Source organism: Bacteroides sp. AM07-18 (genome assembly GCF_003602695.1).
Lineage (GTDB): Bacteria > Bacteroidota > Bacteroidia > Bacteroidales > Bacteroidaceae > Bacteroides > Bacteroides uniformis.
In genome coordinates this window covers 17,225-35,248 of record NZ_QTLM01000006.1, presented here as the reverse complement: position 1 = coordinate 35,248, position 18,024 = coordinate 17,225, and the positions used below count along the sequence as shown (strand labels likewise).

Here is an 18,024-nt window from a genome sequence, read left to right as displayed (position 1 = left end):
TGTTTTTCTATTTGTTTGCCAAGTCCAGACGGAACTTAGTTATATATTATACAAGGTTAAAATCTTGTTAATTACTTAACTCTATTGGTTGTTTTAAGAGATAAAAAACTCGTTATTAACAAAGGTGAGAAATGATTCATTCATTTCGTCCTAACAAAGATACATTATTATTTAATATCAAGAACATTCCTTTGCATTTATTTAACTTTATATTTATACATTTGCAAAAAGGAGGTTATACACCTTATTATATAAAGAATTTAAGGTTCTTCTATATTTAAAGAATGGAATTCAATCAGGCCATTCATTGGTGTTTCTTCAATGATTTCCAGTTCGATGCCAAATTCACGGGCAACTTCCCGCAAAATGGTCGCGTAGCTGTAAGCCAATGAACCCACAAAACGAATAGGATAATTTTTGTAGTCATATTGGCAGACATTACGAGTAAAGAAATTTCTCAGATTACCGGTAATCAGCTCAAATACATAGTCATCATTGGTATAATCAGCCAAAAAATAAGATATAGTAGACAAAAAGCGATTGGGGAACGGGCGGTTATACACAGATTCCATAACCTCATTCGGACTTATACGGAACTTCTCAAAGAAATCCGCCGTTACATCTTTAGGAGCCAAACCTTTCAGTACATCAGACAAGAACATTTTGCCCAATACAGCACCACTACCCTCATCCCCCAGGATGTAACCTCCTGCCCGGACATTCTTTACAACGATTTTCCCATCATAAAAACATGAGTTTGAGCCGGTTCCCAAAATACAAGCAATGCCGGCCTCGCATTTGAACAAGCCACGTGCAGCTGCCAGCAAATCACTCTCTACCTGAATTGGAGTTTTGAATTGTGCTACCAATGAAGCTCCCAATACATTTTTCTTTTCATAAGAAGTACATCCGGCACCATAATAATAGACTTGTTCCAATTTCCTTTTGAAAAAATGCTCGGGTAATCCTAACCGCACACTTCGGCTAATCTCTCTTCTCGTTTGAAAGAAAGGATTTAAGCCCTCTGTGAAGGCTCGCTGTATCAGACGATTATCTTCAACCAGCGCCCATTCTGTTCTCGTAGAACCACTTTCTGCAATTAGTTTCATAGGTAGTTAGTTTTAGAATTGAATACAAATATATAGCTTTTTTTAATCTTTCCAAGGCTATTTCAAGAAAAAATCATTTTACTGGCCATACATCTCCCTTTTGCTCATATCCTCAATCATCCAACAAAGTATTCCCACTTTTCCAACGCAACCGCGTTTTAGTCAAAACAAGACGATAACAGACTAATAATAAGATACTATCTGACTGAATTCCAAGTTCCGTCTGGACTTGGTAAATAAATAGAAAAAAGAGAGATAATATAAAAATGTGAACCTTTAAATAAAGAAAACGCCTATGAGAAATTAAAGAAGCCTTCGGAAATAGTCTGACTAATCCGAACTATATGATTCCCTTACCCTAATTTTGAAAAACTGGTTTAATTAACAAAATCATCAATCACTTATGAATGAAGATCGCAAAAAACGAGGACTTGCCAATGGTAAGTTCTTTACGGCGGTGGCAATCTGTGCTCTGTTTTTAGGCAGTGGCAACGTGATGGCTGCCCAAACAGCATCCAACGACTCACAAGGAGTACAAGAACAGATGCAATCTATCTCTGTAACTGTCACAGTTGTAGATACAAAAGGTGAACCTATTATTGGTGCCAATGTCATTGAGAAAGGTACGACCAATGGTGGCATTACGGATTTGGATGGAGTTTCCAAATTAAATGTAAAGCCCGGTGCTATTCTGCAAGTATCATTTGTGGGATATACTACTCAAGAAGTTAAGGCAACTTCGGTAATGAAGGTTGTTTTGAAAGATGATACGGAATTGTTGGATGAAGTTGTCGTAGTAGGTTATGGTGCACAGAAAAAGGTGAACCTGACCGGTGCGGTGGCTAATGTAGATGTCCAAGAGGCGATTGCAAGCCGTCCGGTAACAGATATTGCAAAAGCTTTGCAAGGTATAACTCCTGGTTTGAGTATCACGACTAATGTAGGAGGTATTGGCGTTGATTCTAATATCAAGTTGCGTGGTGCTACTGGTTCTTTGAGTGCTACGGAAGGGACAAGTCCACTGATTTTGGTGGATAATGTGGAAGTTCCCAGTTTAAGTTTGGTGAATCCGGACGATATTGCCAGCATCTCTGTCTTGAAAGATGCTGCATCTGCTTCTATTTATGGTACACGTGCTGCCTGGGGGGTAGTCTTGATTACGACAAAGACTGGTAAAAAAAATGATAAACCGCGTGTTACCTACTCTAATAACTTCTCTTGGAGTACTCCGACTGTGATGCCACAAGTCGCTAAAACCTATGAGGGAGCACAAGCTATGTTACTGGCTGCCAATAGAAGCGGCGCTTCTACTGTAAGTTCGATAGGATATAATGTCGATGAAATTGCAGTTCAGAAGATGAAGGAATGGTACAACACTTATGGTGGAATGTCACAATCGGAATTAGGCGAAATGCAATTAGGTAGAGATTTTGAAGAACGTGGTGGCAAGTATTATTTTTATCGTCAGTTTGATCCGTTAGATATGTTTATGAAAGATTGGACTCCCCAACAGAAGCATAATCTTTCTGTCAGCGGCGGTAGTGATAAGACAACCTATAATATTAGTTTAGGCTATTTGAATCAACAAGGTATTTTAAAGGTTAATACAGATGAGTATGACCGTTATAATTTCAATGCCAATGTCAATACACAGATTCGTGACTGGTGGTCTGTGAGAGCAAATGTTATGTTCTCTCGTTCCACAAAATCAGAACCATATCAATACACAAGTGGTTATACAGACGTTTGGTACTATTTGTTGCGTTGGCCTTCTTTCTATCCTTATGCTGATTACCAGGGGATTCCTTTCCGTTCAGCTATGACTGAGATAGCACAGGCTAATCGTGAAAGTTTAACTAATAACTTTACTCGTGTTAATTTAGGAACTACTATTAATCCGATTAAGGATTTGGCCATTAATTTTGACTACACTTTCGCTCTACTTAATGATTATCAGAAGCGTAACGGTGGTGAAGTTGGTGGTTGGGATATGTTCAACAGTAGTAATCCTTTGACTTATAATTCAAGTTTTTATGGTGCTACCCATAATCGTGTAGTTGAACGTAGTCGATATACAATGTCCAATACTTTCAAAGCTTATGCCACTTATGAAAAATCTTTTGTACAAAAGCACAACTTGAAAGTGATGGTCGGTATGGATGCTGAAACCCGTGAAAAACTGGGTCATAGTTCAGACCGACGGACATTAGTGAACTTTGATAAACCGGAAATTAATCTGGCCATTGGTGATCAGTATGTAGATGGTACTACCTATCATAATGATTTTGCGGCAGCCGGTTTCTTCGGACGTATTAACTACGATTATATGGGTAAATATCTTCTTGAGGTGAATGCACGCTATGATGGTTCTTCTAAATTTCCCTCGGGAGATCAATGGGCTCTGTTTCCTTCTGTTTCTGCTGGATGGCGTTTAAGTGAAGAAACTTTTATGAAATGGGCAAAACCAGTTCTTTCTGATTTTAAAGTACGCGGTTCTTGGGGTACAATTGGTAATCAGGATGTAGCTGCCAACTCTTTCCTTTCTGTAATGTCTGTAAATAAGTCCTCGGGCTGGGTGATTGATGGTAAGCAAGTACCTTATATTGGTATTCCTTCCGTTGTTTCTCCGTCATTGACTTGGGAACGTGTTACTACTATTGATCTGGGTTTTGATGCCCGTTTTTTCAATAATGAACTTGGTGTCAGTTTTGACTGGTATCAGCGTACTACTTCTGATATGCATTCACCAGGTGAAACATTGCCTTCTACTTTCGGAAGCACAACAATGCCTAAGGTTAATTCCGGGGAATTACAAGGACGCGGCTTTGAGTTGTCAATAGATTATAATAAAAGATTTGCTTGTGGGCTTGGTTTAACAGCACGTGCAACTTTATCTAAGATTCGCGAAAAGATTACGAAGTATAACAACCCGAATAAGAATATTTATGGTAACTACGAAGGCAAGATTATAGGTGAAATCTGGGGATATGAGACAGATCGTCTGTTCCAATATGAAGACTGCTATCAAGATGCAGATGGAAAATGGTTTATTGATACCAATAAAGTACCTTCGCAGGCATTGTATGAAACCGGTGCATTCAAATATGGTCCGGGTGATGTAAAATATAAAGATTTGGACGGTAATGGTGAGATTACTTATGGTGAACAGACTTTGGAGGATCATGGTGACTTGAAACGCATTGGTAATACTTTACCAAACTTTGAATACGGTTTCTCTGTAGCATTGACATATAAGGATTTTGACTTCAGCACATTCTTCCAAGGTATTGGCTCAAGAGATGTATGGGCTGTTGGGCAAACTGGTATTCCGGGATTTATGCCAGGCGAAGGGTGGTTAGAGCATCAGATGGATTATTGGACTCCTGAAAATACAGATGCATTCTATCCTACACCGACTTCTCACTCTTGGATAAACAACGGACAGAATTTCCTGCGTCAAACTCGTTATTTGCAGAACATGTCATATTTGCGTTGTAAGAATATTACATTAGGTTATACTGTTCCGGAAAAATGGATGAAAGTAATAACTTTTACAAGTGGTCGTATTTATGTTAGTGCGGAAAACTTGTTCGAGTTTGATCACACTAATATTCCGGTTGACCCTGAAACGACAGAGAAAGCTGCTGCTTCTAACGGTGAGTACAAATTTGGTAAGAGTTATCCGTTTATGAGATCTATTTCATTTGGTGTTCAACTTACATTCTAATAAAATTATGAAAACAAAAATATTTGCAGTTTTAGCATTGGCTGCTGGTCTCTCTTCCTGCTCGGACTTTCTGGATCGTCCGCCTATGGATCAGATAGAGAATAGTGCAGATTTCTATAATAGTGAGAATAATATTCGCTCTACGATATATGGATGGTATGATATTTATTTTACCGGTTATCAAAGCGGTTGGGTGAAATCGGATTTTTTCGACGGAACTAATGTTGCTAATTGGGTAGATGATTTGGCGCAGAAAGAAGCGACTTTCTTTACAAATACAGCCCCTGCAACTAGTGCCGACTGGTCTTTTGCAAACGTTCGCCGTATTAACCTTGTGTGTGACGGACTTGTAAATTCCACCTTGCCTGAGAGCGTTAAGAACCATTGGATAGGCGTAGCACGCTTCTTCCGTGGTATGGAATATGCTCGTTTGGTAAGGATGTTTGGTGATGTTCCATATTATGACCATGTTGTAGATAATACGGATGAAAAAGCTCTTTATAAAGGGAGAGATTCCAGAGATTTTGTAATGGATAAAGTGTTGGAAGACTTGGAATTTGCTGCAGACAATGTAAAAGAGGCTGATGGAACAGATGGGCTTTGTGTAAATCGGCATGTGGTGAATGCTTTTGAGTCTCGTATTATGTTATTTGAGGGAACCTGGCAGAAGTATCGTGAGGGAAATACAGAATTGGCAAAGAAGTATTTAGAGGCTGCAAAGACTGCCGCGAATAGAGTAATGTCTGCGCAAAAATATAAAATTTCTAGTGATTACAAAGCATTGACTATTTCACTGGACTTGGCTGGTAATCCTGAAATGATATTATATCGTTCTTATGTGGAAGGTATTCTTACTCATGCTGAAATGTCATGGCAATCAGAACAAACATTGGGCAATGGACCTTCTAAGGATTTGGTTGATAGCTATTTGACAACTAATGGGTTGCCTATTCATCAAGACGGAAATACAGTATTTAAAGGTGATAAGGTTTTCAAGGATGAAATGACTGACCGCGACCCACGTTTGGCAGCCAATATTGATCTTGAAGGTGTACGTTTAAATGGTATTGCAGGTGCGGTATATGGTATTGGAGGTTATTTTGGTACTCGTTTTGTTAACGAAGATTTATTCAATACTGCTGCAGGACAGAGTAATACTAATACAACCGACGCACCTATTATGAAACTGAATGAGGTGCTATTGAATTATTTGGAGGCTGCTGCTGAATTAAATGATATGGGAGCTTATACCTTGTCACAAAAAGATTTGGATATTACAATTAATGAAATTCGTAAGAGGGCTTCTGTAAACATGCCTGCTGTTACATTAAGTGGTAAGAACTTTAGTGTGAATGGGGTGATTATCAATGACCCAGATCGTGATTTAGGAAACTCCGAAGTGGTTGGTGACTATGAAGTTTCGCCTATCCTTTGGGAAGTACGTCGTGAAAGACGCATCGAATTGGTGTATGAAGGCATTCGCTTCGATGATATTCGCCGTTGGGGAAAATTGCATTATGCGGATATGAAGATTAACAAAAAGTTAAACTTGGGGGCATGGTTGGATAAGGAAGCTTATTTGAAAGAATATAACCAAGCTAACGGAACGTCATATACCATTGATGATTTGAAAGACATTCTTTTGGATCGTGAAGGTAATTCAGGTTATATCAAACCTATCCAGGTTTCTTCATTATTGCGTACTTATGGAGAAAAAGATTATCTTTATCCTATCCCGACAGGACAGATATCCTTGTATAACAGTAAGAGTGAACAACTGGGAGATTCTTCTATTAAGTTAGAGCAGAACCCAGGCTGGTAATAAGATGCATCACAATGGGAGCTGATTAATTGCTACCCATTGTGATGCATGTTTATTTAGTTGAATCTATAATGGCGGTATACTTGCCTTAATATTTGAAAGATTACAAATAGTTGAGTTGTTATAAACTTAAATTAATATTTATGAGAACATTAACGAAGCTTTTGTGGATTTTATTGCTAGGAGTTGTTTTTTCTTGTCAGGACAATGTGATTGACGCAATTGATGCGACGATAGATGAAAAAAACTTTGATACGAAAATGTATGAGACTTCTGTATCTGTGGAAGATGCAAGAAATGTTGCTGAACTTTTTACTGTAAAGGATGCTCCTCGGACTCGCGTTAGTAAATCTGTCAAGGAAATAATTACTATTGAGGGAGAAGTTAATAAGCCAAGTATGTATATTATCAATTATGATAATGAACAAGGCTTTTTACTTGTTAGTGCTACCAAAAACTTCCAACCTATATTGGCTTATGCTGAGAGAGGTAGTTTTAATGCTAATAATAGAATGCCGGATGGACTTTCTGATTGGCTGGGAGATATGAAGAATGTTATTGAGGAACGAGATAAAATGCCGATTGATAGTACTTTTCAATATAGAGCAATGTGGGAAGAATATATACCTGCTATGAAAGATAAGGTATATACGCGTTCTAATATAGCTGAGTTTGAAAATTACATAGCAGATTGTTGCCGTGAATGGAAAAAGGAAGGCTATGGATATATTCCGTTTGCTGGTGCTAGGGATTATTTGCCGGAAAGTATATACGAGCAATTTCGTGCTGTTGCGGAAGGAATGACTTATATTGAATATGATTATAATCAACATGCTTACTTGCGCTGGAAACAAAAAGGTTATGAAGAAAAAATGGGAAATATATTATCAACAACTTGGACACAAGAATCTGGTTTTAATGTTGCATTACCTCAAATAAGTGGTCAATATCCACCTGCTGGTTGTGCAACAATAGCAATGGCTCAAGTAATGAAATATAATGAGTATCCAACTTTTTTTAATTGGAATTCAATGCCAAATAGTTATGCCTCTTCTGTCACTGCTGCATTTATCAGAGATGTTGCAGATGCAATTAACGCAGATTATGCATTAGATGGGACTAGTGCGTCATTATCGGATGTGCGAAATGCATTAGTGTCCAAATATGGCTATTCGACGACAGCTCAAGTTGTAAATCATTCGGCAGCAAGAACTATCGGCAACTTGAGAAAAAAGCAGCCGGTAATTATGCAAGGCTTTACAGATGATGGTAAGGTGGGGCATGCGTGGGTTGCATGTGGATATCATGACATTGATCATTATACAGAATATGAACTATTAACAATGCCAGAGGAGTTCCATCCTGGAGGGACATTCGTTTTTCTTATTTCAGATTCTTATACAACTGATTTTGATATCCGTACTTATTTTTATATGAACTGGGGATGGGGAGGTAGTTATAATGGAATGTATCTTGATACTAATTTGTATTTGGAACGTTCTGATGGTAGCTTCTCTTGGAATCGTAATCGTAAAGATATAGTTGATATTGTTCCTAAGTGAGGTGTTATTGTCTTTTTGATTTTGTCATGAAATATATGAATAACAAATAGTATTTTGACTTAAAATGTTTTTTTTGAATTACTTATAGCAAAATTTGTTCATATGAATTAGCGAACTTACCCTTATAAAAGGTGATAAAAATGCAAGTTCTAAAAAGGGTGAGAGACTGACTTCAAAATGAAGTCAGTCTCTCACCCTTTTTAGAATGCTTTTTCCTTAATCAGGTATTCTGCAATCTGCACCGCATTCAGTGCAGCGCCTTTCTTAATCTGGTCGCCCACAATCCAGAACGTCAATCCGTTTTCGTTGCTGAGGTCCTTGCGGATACGGCCTACGTAAACCGGGTCTTTGCCGGCGAGGAACAACGGCATGGGGTATTCCTTTTCTGCCGGATTGTCCATCAGAACCAAGCCTTCGCCGTTGGCAAATGCTTCGCGGGCTTCTTCTATGGAGACGGGGCGCTCGGTCTCTACCCAGATACTTTCGGAGTGGGAGCGGAGAGCGGGAACACGTACGCAAGTAGCACTGACCTTTACGTCAGAGTGCATAATCTTACGGGTCTCGTTGAACATCTTCATCTCCTCTTTGGTATAGCCGTTTTCGGTGAATACGTCGATTTGCGGAATGAGGTTGAATGCCAGCTGGTAAGCGAATTTTTCAACGGTTACGGGTTCGCCTGCCAATACCTGGCGGTACTGCTCGTATAACTCATCCATGGCAGCGGCGCCGGCACCACTGGCAGCCTGATAGGTAGAAACGTGTACGGTCTTTATATGGGAAAGCTGTTCGATGGCTTTCAGTGCCACTACCATTTGGATAGTAGTACAGTTGGGGTTGGCGATGATACCGAGAGGACGTTCTTTGGCGTCGGCGGCATTCACTTCGGGCACTACCAAAGGTACATTGTCGTCCATACGAAAAGCGCTGGAATTGTCAATCATCACTGCTCCGTACTTGGTAATGGTTTCGGCAAATTCTTTGGAGGTGCCTGCGCCTGCGGAAGTGAAAGCGATATCAACCCCTTTAAAGTCATCATTGTGTTGCAAGAGTTTCACCTCGATCTGTTTACCGCGGAAGGTATATTTGGTTCCGGCACTGCGTTTAGAACCGAACAATACTAACTCGTCCAACGGGAAATTTCTTTCATCGAGCACTCGCAGGAACTCTTGTCCCACGGCTCCGCTTGCTCCAACAATAGCTACTTTCATTTTTCTTTTGTTTTAAATTAAGTTTATAAAAAAGTGAAATACTATCTCTAAAAAGATAGAATTGGTCGCAAATTTATAACAAAATGCTGTATAACACCGCATAAAGTGAAAAGTTTTTCGTTATTTTGCATTCAAAACCTAAAACTTATAGCCTATGGATTGGTTTGACTTCAGCTTGAAACTTCCCATCACCGACCCTACATGGATATTCCTCCTTGTACTCCTCATTATATTGTTTGCTCCTATATTGTTGAATAAGCTTCGTATTCCGCACATTATCGGAATGATACTGGCGGGGCTTGTCATTGGGGAGCATGGTTTCAATATTTTGGTGCGTGACAGCAGTTTTGAGCTTTTCGGCAAAGTAGGCTTGTATTACATCATGTTCCTTGCCGGTCTGGAAATGAATATGGGAGACTTCAAACAGAACCGGGGCAAAGCGCTTGTTCTGGGGCTCTTGGCTTTTATTGTGCCCATAGGCATAGGCTTGGTAACGAATATAGCTTTGTTGAAGTACGGGGTGCTGACCTCTGTCCTACTGGCAAGTATGTATGCGTCACATACGCTGGTGGCCTATCCCATCGTGATTCGTTACGGTGTGTCGCGGCATCGTAGTGTGAGTATTGCAGTGGGGGGGACGGCGGTTACGGATACACTCACTTTGCTGGTTCTGGCCGTTGTGGGTGGTATGTTCAAGGGGGAGTCGGACGGCTTCTTTTGGGTATGGCTTGTCATAAAGGTTATCTTCCTGGGTATTTTGATTGTATATCTGTTTCCACGCATAGGTCGTTGGTTCTTCCGGAGGTACGATGACAACGTGATGCAGTTCATATTCGTGCTTGCCATGGTTTTCCTCGGAGCCGGATTGATGGAGTTTGTGGGGATGGAAGGTATCCTGGGTGCTTTCCTTGCAGGTTTGGTTTTGAACCGGCTGATTCCGCATGTCTCTCCGCTGATGAACCATCTGGAGTTTGTGGGCAACGCCTTGTTTATTCCCTATTTCCTGATAGGTGTGGGTATGCTGATTGATGTGCATGTGATTTTCGGTCATGGCGATGCCCTGAAAGTAGCGGCTGTAATGATTGTGGTGGCATTGGCAGGTAAATGGATTGCCTGCTGGCTGACGCAGAAAATATATAAGATGGGAGGGATTGAACGGGAGCTGATGTACGGATTGAGCAATGCACAAGCAGCGGCAACGCTGGCGGCTGTGTTGGTGGGGTACAACATCATTCTGCCCAATGGGGAACGCTTGCTGAACGATGATGTTTTGAATGGTACCGTCCTGCTGATTCTTGTAACTTGCATTGTGAGCTCGTTCATTACGGAGCGTGCCGCACGGAAGATTGCCATGGAGGAGGCGCATCTGGAAGAAAACCGCTCCGTGGAAGCGGAGAAGATATTGATTCCGATAGCCAACCCCGATACGATTGAAGACCTGATAAATCTTTCTTTGGTGATACGCGACCCGAAGCAACGGGATAATTTGTTGGCACTGAATGTCATCAACGACGATAGTAGTTCTGAAAGCGCCGAACTGCGTGGGAAACGCTATCTGGAAAAGGCTGCCATGATAACGGCCTCGGCAGATGTGCCGTTGAGGCAAATCACGCGTTACGACTTGAATATCGCTTCGGGCATTATCCATACAGCAAAAGAATATGCGGTAACGGATGTCATTATAGGTCTGCACCGTAAAGTCAATATTGTGGATTCATTCTTCGGTATGCTGACGGAGAATCTGCTGAAGGGCTTGCATCGCGAGGTGATGGTTTCCAAGTTCCTGATGCCCATTAACACAATTAGGCGGGTGATTGTGGCGGTACCTCCGAAAGCCGAGTATGAGGCGGGATTCCTGAAGTGGGTGGAACATTTCTGCCGGTTGGGGAGTACTTTGGGCTGTCGGGTGCATTTTTATGCCAATGAAGAGACTACCGCCCATCTTCAAGGGCTGGTGAAAGCCAAATATGGACAGACATTGACAGACTTTTCCCGCCTGGACGACTGGGGGGACTTACTGATATTGACCGGACAAGTGAACTTTGACCATCTGTTAGTGATTATCAGTGCTCGCCGGGGCTCCATCTCCTATGACAGCTCCTTCGAGAAGTTGCCGGCACAAATCAGTAAATATTTTGCAAACAATAGTCTGATTGTGTTGTATCCAGACCAACTGGGTGAACCGCAGGATGCGGTATCCTTCTCAAATCCGCGTGGCAACAATGAGTCGCAGCATTACGAGAAGGTAGGCAAATGGTTCTATAAGTGGTTTAAGAAAAGCTAGAATGGAAGATTGGAAACAGCGAACGCAACTTTTATTAGGAGATGAAAAAATGGAACGCCTGCGCCGGGCACATGTACTTGTCGTAGGACTGGGTGGTGTAGGTGCTTATGCGGCCGAGATGATATGCCGTGCCGGAGTGGGGCGGATGACGATAGTCGATGCCGATACCGTGCAGCCTACGAATATAAACCGTCAGTTGCCGGCTCTGCATTCTACCCTGGGGCAAAAGAAGGCGGAGATATTGGCATCACGTTTCAGGGACATTAATCCGGCTCTGGAACTGAGAGTGTTGCCCGTATTCTTGAAAGATGAGAACATACCGGAACTGCTGGATGATGCGGCTTATGACTTTGTGGTGGATGCCATCGATACGCTTGCTCCAAAATGCCACTTGATAGCGGAAAGCATGAAGCGGCATATCAAGATAGTGTCCAGCATGGGGGCAGGAGCAAAGAGTGACATTTCGCAAGTGCGCTTTGCCGATATCTGGGATACCTATCATTGCGGGTTGAGCAAGGCTGTGCGTAAGCGTTTGCAAAAAATGGGCATAAAGCGGAAACTTCCAGTTGTTTTCAGCACCGAACAGGCTGATCCGAATGCCGTTTTGCTGACGGACGACGAGATGAACAAGAAGTCCACCTGTGGAACAGTGAGCTACATGCCTGCAGTTTTTGGCTGCTATTTGGCCGAATATGTAATTAAAAGACTATAGTAATAGCACTTGAAAGAAAACTATCAAATAGTAAATAGTAAATTGTCAAATTGTAAATAGCCTAGTGATTCATTTAGAGAATATAACGAAGAGTTTCGGTAACCTGCAAGTGTTGCGGGGTATTGACCTGGAGATAGAGAAAGGGGAGATTGTCAGCATTGTAGGCCCCAGTGGAGCGGGTAAAACTACCTTGCTGCAAATCATGGGTACGTTGGATATGCCGGATGGCGGTTCGGTGGTTATTGACGGTACACAAGTCAACCGTATGAGGGAGAGGGAACTTTCCGCATTCCGCAACCACCATATCGGCTTTGTGTTCCAGTTCCATCAACTGCTGCCGGAGTTTACGGCTTTGGAGAATGTAATGATACCAGCCTTCATTGCCGGAAGAGGACAGCAGGAAGCCAAGGAGGCGGCTACGGAAATTCTTGAATTCATGGGGCTTGCCGAACGGGCCTCCCACAAGCCGAATGAGTTGTCGGGAGGTGAGAAGCAGCGTGTGGCGGTGGCCCGTGCTCTCATCAATCATCCAGCAGTGGTGCTGGCAGATGAACCTTCCGGCAGCTTGGATACCCATAATAAGGAAGAACTGCACCAGCTCTTTTTTGATTTACGTAACCGTTTCGGACAAACGTTTGTTATCGTAACCCATGATGAAGGACTGGCGCAGCTCACCGACCGGACGATACATCTGATTGACGGGGAAATCAATAAAATGGTTTGAGCCTATTTCCCCGTGCCCATTACTCCCGAGTCATTGTCACTGTTGTTTACCTTCCGCTGTGCTGTCTTGAAACTGCGGCCGAACGAGAAGTTGTAGGAAAAGTTCACCAGGAACATGCGGGAGCTTTCTTTTATGTAATTATTTGTCTTGTAGGATGCGAATTTATTCCAGTTTTCGCTTTGTACTTTATAGTTGTCGGTGAAAGGATTGAATGCACCGACTCCTACCCGAAGATTCTTATGCTTGTAATATACAGCTAACATCTGGATGTTTTCTCCTCCCGAGAGGGTTTCTCCCCAGAAATTGTTCCAATTGGTGTTTATCTGCCAGAACAGAGAGAACTGTTTGTAGTTTAATGAGGCTTCTGCCTCACAAAACCAGTTGGTGTAGGTATGCGAGTAGTGATTGCCATGGCTCATGTAATGGTTGACACCGCCCGTAAAAGAAAATTGCAGAATGTCGCGGATGGGTCCTACGCGGAGCATGGCACGTCCGGAGAGTTTCTGCCAGTCCTTCTGATTGTCCCAAGTCTGCACTATTTTGTTGCCTTCTTGAATCTTCTCGTCCATAATGGCATTGGGACGATAGTCATAGGCTCCCCATAGATTGGTATAAAAGATGCCTTTTTTCCACTCGTAAGTCAGCTCCGTATGATAGCACATGTACGACTTCAGATTCGGGTTACCACGACGTATCTGGAATGAATCCACTGCTTGTTCCACATCGCTGAGGTCGCCCAATGAAGGAGAAGCGTTATAGATGTTTCCCTTCCAGCGGAGGTAGGAGTTGTCTGACATGGCATAGTGCAGAACGATACTCGGGTTGAAACTGTAGCTCTCGGTAGATTTGTCCTTGCCGCTCTGATTATAGTAGAAACGAGTCATGGCCACTCCCAGCCGGTAGTTTAGTTTGTCTATCTTTCCACGGTATTCTCCGAATATGTATGTGTTTCCTTGGTGCATATTGGTTTCATAATAATGCCCGTTTCTGTATTCATTGTTGGAGTAGGACTGTGTATGGTTCAATCCAAAGCTCAATGCGTTCCCCTTGGAATATTGCTTCTCGTAAATGACCTCGGCAATCAGGGAGTATTTGTTTCCTCGGATATTGTTGTCAATATCGGTCAATATGTTTCCCAGGGTGCTTTCTTGGTAGAGCCGCTGCGATTTTTCCCGATTGTAGGTTCCTACTACATTGAATACCAGGGTTTGTTTGTTTTTCAGGTCTTGTTGGTAGTACAAATCGAGTGAGGGACGTGTCCAGCTCTGGTCGGTACGGTCGGTCATGTCTACCACGTCCGCTTCGTCATTGGCGTTATAGAGAGTTCCTTTATAATCCCAGTGCGGCTGATTGTTTCCTCGAAGGCGGAGGGTGGCGCTGAAAAGGGAATTTTCAGAAGCCTGCAAACTGTAATTTACGTTTAGGTTGTGCTGGTACATGGTTGCCTTGCTGGGCTCTCCTTTCTCCAGGCGTCTGAGTGTGGTGCCGTCTGCCAGGTGGAATTCTTCTTCATTGTCGCGGTACATGCCGTTAAAATCCCGCGGTCCCATGTAATAGGAGAAGCCGAATTCTGATTTTTTGTGGTTTACTTTGCCGTACAGATTATAGTTTCCCCACATCGTGTTCAACCCTTGGGAAATGTCGGCACCGAAGTTTCCGCCCGTTTCAGGTCGGCGCACTATGTAGTCCAAAACGACTTCGGCATTACCGTAGCGCAGTCCCGGATTGTCATGGTACTCTATACGTATAATGTCGGCAGGGCGAATGGCTTTTATCTCGTCTATTTCGGCTTTGACTCCATTGATGCGTAATTGCAGTTCTCCACCGCCGGACAATCCAATCTCATTGTTCATGGGGTTGACCAGAATACGTGGCAGCATCAGTTCCTGCAACAGATTCACTCCGTTTGTGGAAGTTTTCATTTGTCTTTCGGATGGGAAAACCAGTTTGCGGTCTGCACGGCTGATTTGGCTGGAGCCGGTGATAGTCACTCCTTCCAGTGCGATAGAAGCACTGTCTAATACGATTGGTCCAAGGTCGGTATGGCGCTTTACTCCATTGAGGGTGATGTATCCGGTATTATACCCGATGCAGGAAAGAACAAGTCTGTAATCTCCGGTAGCCGTGTTCTTGAAGATGAATTCTCCTTCTGGACTTGTGGTCACACCGGCGACAAAAGTAGAGTCGATGGTCTGTAATACCACATTGACATACTCTATACTCTTGTCGGAAGCATCGCGGACGGTTCCTTTTATTTCTATTTTTTGAGCAAAAGCATTCTGTGCCATACTGCCCAGCAGCATGGTTATAATCATTAATTTTTTCATATTGATACGATGGTTCTAATCCTTATTGCAGTAGGCCTTCCTGTTTTTAGGGTGTTTCTGCTTGTTAGACGAAATGACTGGTGAAAAGGTTGCATCAGACATTGAAAAATGTTGCATGATGCTGTTATTCAAAGCAAACGTAGTGACTGATTTTCTCCAAATCGGTATCGGAGAATTCCTCGTAAAGTGCAAAAGGTTTCAGACTATGAAGGTCGCCTTTCTTCTTCCGGTATTCTACAAAGGCCTTTGCCTGGTAGAAGTTGATGTAAGGATGGTTGCGCAGCCTCTCTATGCTACTACGGTTCAGGTTGATGAGGCGGATGGCACGAGTGTCGATGGAAAACCAGGACTGCAATTGGCTGGTGTCCAAATGGATTTCTTGTAATTGCGTGATGTTGTAGAATCCTCCCAAGCGTTGCCGATAACCGATGATTAGACGGGCAATGCCGCTACCGATGCCTGGTATTTTCTTCAGTTCTGTGGTGTCGGCACGGTTCAGGTCGACAAGGATTCCAGCCGGATATTTTTCCGGTGCAATTCGGGAAGTAGCAGTGCTGTCATTGCTTGCAGGAGAGCTGTATAACTGGACGGTTCTTGTTTCTGTGTCTTCCGGAGTGATGTGGATATAGGGTAGGAGTGCTTGATATTGTTTTTCTGTCATTCCATATATTTTCCGGAAATCTTCTGCCTCACGGAACTTCCCCCCTTTGCTACGGTAGCGGAGTATGTTCCGCGCCATCCATCCGGGCAGTCCCAGTCGGCAAAAAGTGACGGAGTCGGCAGTATTGGGATTGAAACGGACGAGAGAGACGGTTGTCGGTTGTTTTTGGGAGGAAGAATTAAGTCTGTTGTCCCATTTTTGTTCCTTTTCTTGTATGGATGCGACGAACGATTCGTATTCTGCCATGGCAGTGGCCTGCCGCCGGATTGCTTCATCGGAGAGAGGGCGGTGCTCTCTTTGGTATATATAAATATACCCGGAGAGAAAGACGAGAATGATGCCGGTAATCAAAACCAGTATTCCGCGCCTTTCTCCCCGGGAGAAATAAAGGAATTCTTTAAAGGGGTTCTGCATGATGGCTTATTTCAGAAAACCCAGCTCATTGATAAAAATCAATGCAATTCCTATCGGGGCAATGTATTTCAGGATGAATATCAATAGTTTGTAGACGGCTACTCTCAGGGTACCGTTGTTGCTGACTTCTTCCCATACGATTTTCTTGTCTAGATACCAGCCTATGAAGATGGAAATGAAGAAACCGCCTAACGGTAGCATTAGCTTGGCCGTTACAAAGTCGAACAAATCGAATAGGTTTAGCCCGAATACGGTATAGCTTTTGCCGATACCGAGAGACAGTGAGCAGAATACTCCTAAGAAAATACAGCCCGCTGTCACGTATCTGGCTGCCTTGCTGCGTGAGAACTTGAACTCTTCATGTAGATAGGCAGTTACCACTTCGTGCAGGGAAATGGTGGAAGTAAGTGCTGCCAATGCCAGTAGGATATAGAACATCAGAGACAGCAGTATCGCCAGCCAGGGAATATTGCCGAACGCTTGCTGAAAGACATTAGGTAGGGTGATGAATAGCAGACTGGGACCCGCATCCGGTTTGATGCCTACAGAGAAGGCGGCAGGGAAGATGATGAATCCTGCCAAAATGGCTACCATGGTGTCGATAGCGGCCACGTTGAGTGCCGTTTTGGGCAGGTTCGTATCATTGCGGAAGTAAGAAGCGTATGTACAGAGACATCCCATCCCCAAGCTCAAGGAGAAAAATGCCTGGCCCATGGCTCCAAGGAACACATTGCCGTCCACTTTGCTGAAGTCCGGTTTCAACAGGAATTCAATGCCTGCTCCTGCTCCGGGCAGGGATATGGAGCAGATGGCAAGGATTATCAATAGGACAAATAGCATCGGCATCATGATTTTGGCTGATTTTTCAATACCTTTTTCCACTCCTTTGACAATGATGAGATGGGTGGCCAGCAGGAATAGCACCAGCCAGATGACCGGACGCCAGGGGTTGCTGACAAAGCTGTTGAAGGATGCGATGAAATCGGCTGCCGACTTCCCGGCAAAACTGTTGGTAGCCGCTTCGCCGATAAACTCAAGCGTCCATCCTGCCACAACGGAGTAATATCCCAGAATAAGGAATCCGGCCAGTACGCCCATACGTCCTACCCAGCGCCAATGCGTGCCGGGTGCCAATTTCTGATAAGCCCTTGCCGTATTGGCACGCGAGCGCCTGCCGATGAGGAATTCTGCAATCATGATGGGGATGCCGAGAATGAGCACGCAAACCAGGTATACAAAGATAAATGCCGCACCTCCGTGATTCCCGGTCTCAAACGGGAAACGCCAGATATTGCCTAAACCGACTGCGGAGCCTGCCGAGGCAAGTATGACGCCTAATTTGCTTCCGAAGTTGGCTCTGTCACTTTTTGTCATAAAACGTAGATTTTTCTTTCAATTCGTTATTAATACCAGCTAAAACATGCAAATATAGAAAATGTTCTGTACTTTTGCGCACAGTTCGTTGATAATTTGG

11 protein-coding genes are annotated in these 18,024 nt (G+C 43.1%); 6 read left to right on the top strand and 5 right to left on the bottom strand.

The window, feature by feature from the left end; all coding sequences use genetic code 11:
- Positions 1–260: 260 nt before the first annotated feature.
- On the bottom strand, positions 261–1,109 hold the full coding sequence (locus DW096_RS10005) for a hypothetical protein (protein WP_005824933.1): 849 nt from the start codon (positions 1,107–1,109) through the stop codon (positions 261–263).
- A 403-nt stretch (positions 1,110–1,512) separates the two neighbouring features.
- On the opposite strand from DW096_RS10005, the gene DW096_RS10000 reads away from it, so the two are divergent.
- The 3 genes from DW096_RS10000 to DW096_RS09990 all read left to right on the top strand — a co-directional run bounded on the left by DW096_RS10000 (position 1,513) and on the right by DW096_RS09990 (position 8,220).
- Positions 1,513–4,836, top strand: a complete 3,324-nt coding sequence (locus DW096_RS10000) for a TonB-dependent receptor (RefSeq protein ID WP_005824930.1) — start codon at positions 1,513–1,515, stop codon at positions 4,834–4,836.
- Between the two features lie 7 nt (positions 4,837–4,843).
- Positions 4,844–6,658, top strand: coding sequence for a RagB/SusD family nutrient uptake outer membrane protein (locus DW096_RS09995; protein WP_005824929.1), 1,815 nt, complete (start codon positions 4,844–4,846; stop codon positions 6,656–6,658).
- 143 nt (positions 6,659–6,801) lie between these two features.
- Positions 6,802–8,220: a C10 family peptidase gene (locus DW096_RS09990; RefSeq protein WP_005824927.1), complete on the top strand. Its 1,419-nt coding sequence runs from the start codon at positions 6,802–6,804 to the stop codon at positions 8,218–8,220.
- Positions 8,221–8,420: 200 nt separating this feature from the next.
- Here the strand turns inward: DW096_RS09990 and DW096_RS09985 are convergent, their stop codons facing one another.
- Positions 8,421–9,428: an aspartate-semialdehyde dehydrogenase gene (locus DW096_RS09985; protein WP_005824925.1), complete on the bottom strand. Its 1,008-nt coding sequence runs from the start codon at positions 9,426–9,428 to the stop codon at positions 8,421–8,423.
- A 154-nt stretch (positions 9,429–9,582) separates the two neighbouring features.
- Here DW096_RS09985 and DW096_RS09980 point away from each other — a divergent pair, with 154 nt between their 5' ends.
- The 3 genes from DW096_RS09980 to DW096_RS09970 all read left to right on the top strand — a co-directional run bounded on the left by DW096_RS09980 (position 9,583) and on the right by DW096_RS09970 (position 13,148).
- Positions 9,583–11,712, top strand: coding sequence for a cation:proton antiporter (locus DW096_RS09980; RefSeq protein WP_044468254.1), 2,130 nt, complete (start codon positions 9,583–9,585; stop codon positions 11,710–11,712).
- 1 nt (position 11,713) lies between these two features.
- A complete protein-coding gene (locus tag DW096_RS09975; protein WP_005824922.1) occupies positions 11,714–12,424 on the top strand; it encodes a ThiF family adenylyltransferase in 711 nt (236 codons plus the stop codon).
- 64 nt (positions 12,425–12,488) lie between these two features.
- The gene (locus DW096_RS09970; RefSeq protein ID WP_118930974.1) at positions 12,489–13,148 is read left to right on the top strand and encodes an ABC transporter ATP-binding protein; all 660 of its coding nucleotides are present in this window, start codon (positions 12,489–12,491) and stop codon (positions 13,146–13,148) included.
- Between the two features lie 2 nt (positions 13,149–13,150).
- On the opposite strand, the gene DW096_RS09965 is transcribed toward DW096_RS09970, so the two are convergent.
- From DW096_RS09965 to DW096_RS09955, 3 genes are all read right to left on the bottom strand, one after another.
- Positions 13,151–15,475 (bottom strand): TonB-dependent receptor, encoded by a 2,325-nt coding sequence (locus DW096_RS09965; protein WP_117749233.1) that lies wholly within the window; start codon positions 15,473–15,475, stop codon positions 13,151–13,153.
- 124 nt (positions 15,476–15,599) lie between these two features.
- Positions 15,600–16,550 carry a helix-hairpin-helix domain-containing protein gene (locus DW096_RS09960; RefSeq protein ID WP_120028744.1) on the bottom strand — a complete coding sequence of 317 codons (951 nt, stop codon included), beginning with the start codon at positions 16,548–16,550 and terminating at the stop codon, positions 15,600–15,602.
- Positions 16,551–16,556: 6 nt separating this feature from the next.
- A complete protein-coding gene (locus DW096_RS09955; RefSeq protein WP_057281369.1) occupies positions 16,557–17,924 on the bottom strand; it encodes a sodium-dependent transporter in 1,368 nt (455 codons plus the stop codon).
- Between the last annotated feature and the right edge of the window lie 100 nt (positions 17,925–18,024).

Bases quoted from the DNA above. Each gene is read 5' to 3' on its own strand.
- DW096_RS10005 (WP_005824933.1), bottom strand. From the start codon at position 1,109: ATGAAACTAATTGCAGAAAGTGGTTCTACGAGAACAGAATGGGCGCTG.
- DW096_RS10000 (WP_005824930.1), top strand. From the start codon at position 1,513: ATGAATGAAGATCGCAAAAAACGAGGACTTGCCAATGGTAAGTTCTTT.
- DW096_RS09995 (WP_005824929.1), top strand. From the start codon at position 4,844: ATGAAAACAAAAATATTTGCAGTTTTAGCATTGGCTGCTGGTCTCTCT.
- DW096_RS09990 (WP_005824927.1), top strand. From the start codon at position 6,802: ATGAGAACATTAACGAAGCTTTTGTGGATTTTATTGCTAGGAGTTGTT.
- DW096_RS09985 (WP_005824925.1), bottom strand. From the start codon at position 9,428: ATGAAAGTAGCTATTGTTGGAGCAAGCGGAGCCGTGGGACAAGAGTTC.
- DW096_RS09980 (WP_044468254.1), top strand. From the start codon at position 9,583: ATGGATTGGTTTGACTTCAGCTTGAAACTTCCCATCACCGACCCTACA.
- DW096_RS09975 (WP_005824922.1), top strand. From the start codon at position 11,714: ATGGAAGATTGGAAACAGCGAACGCAACTTTTATTAGGAGATGAAAAA.
- DW096_RS09965 (WP_117749233.1), bottom strand. From the start codon at position 15,475: ATGAAAAAATTAATGATTATAACCATGCTGCTGGGCAGTATGGCACAG.
- DW096_RS09960 (WP_120028744.1), bottom strand. From the start codon at position 16,550: ATGCAGAACCCCTTTAAAGAATTCCTTTATTTCTCCCGGGGAGAAAGG.
- DW096_RS09955 (WP_057281369.1), bottom strand. From the start codon at position 17,924: ATGACAAAAAGTGACAGAGCCAACTTCGGAAGCAAATTAGGCGTCATA.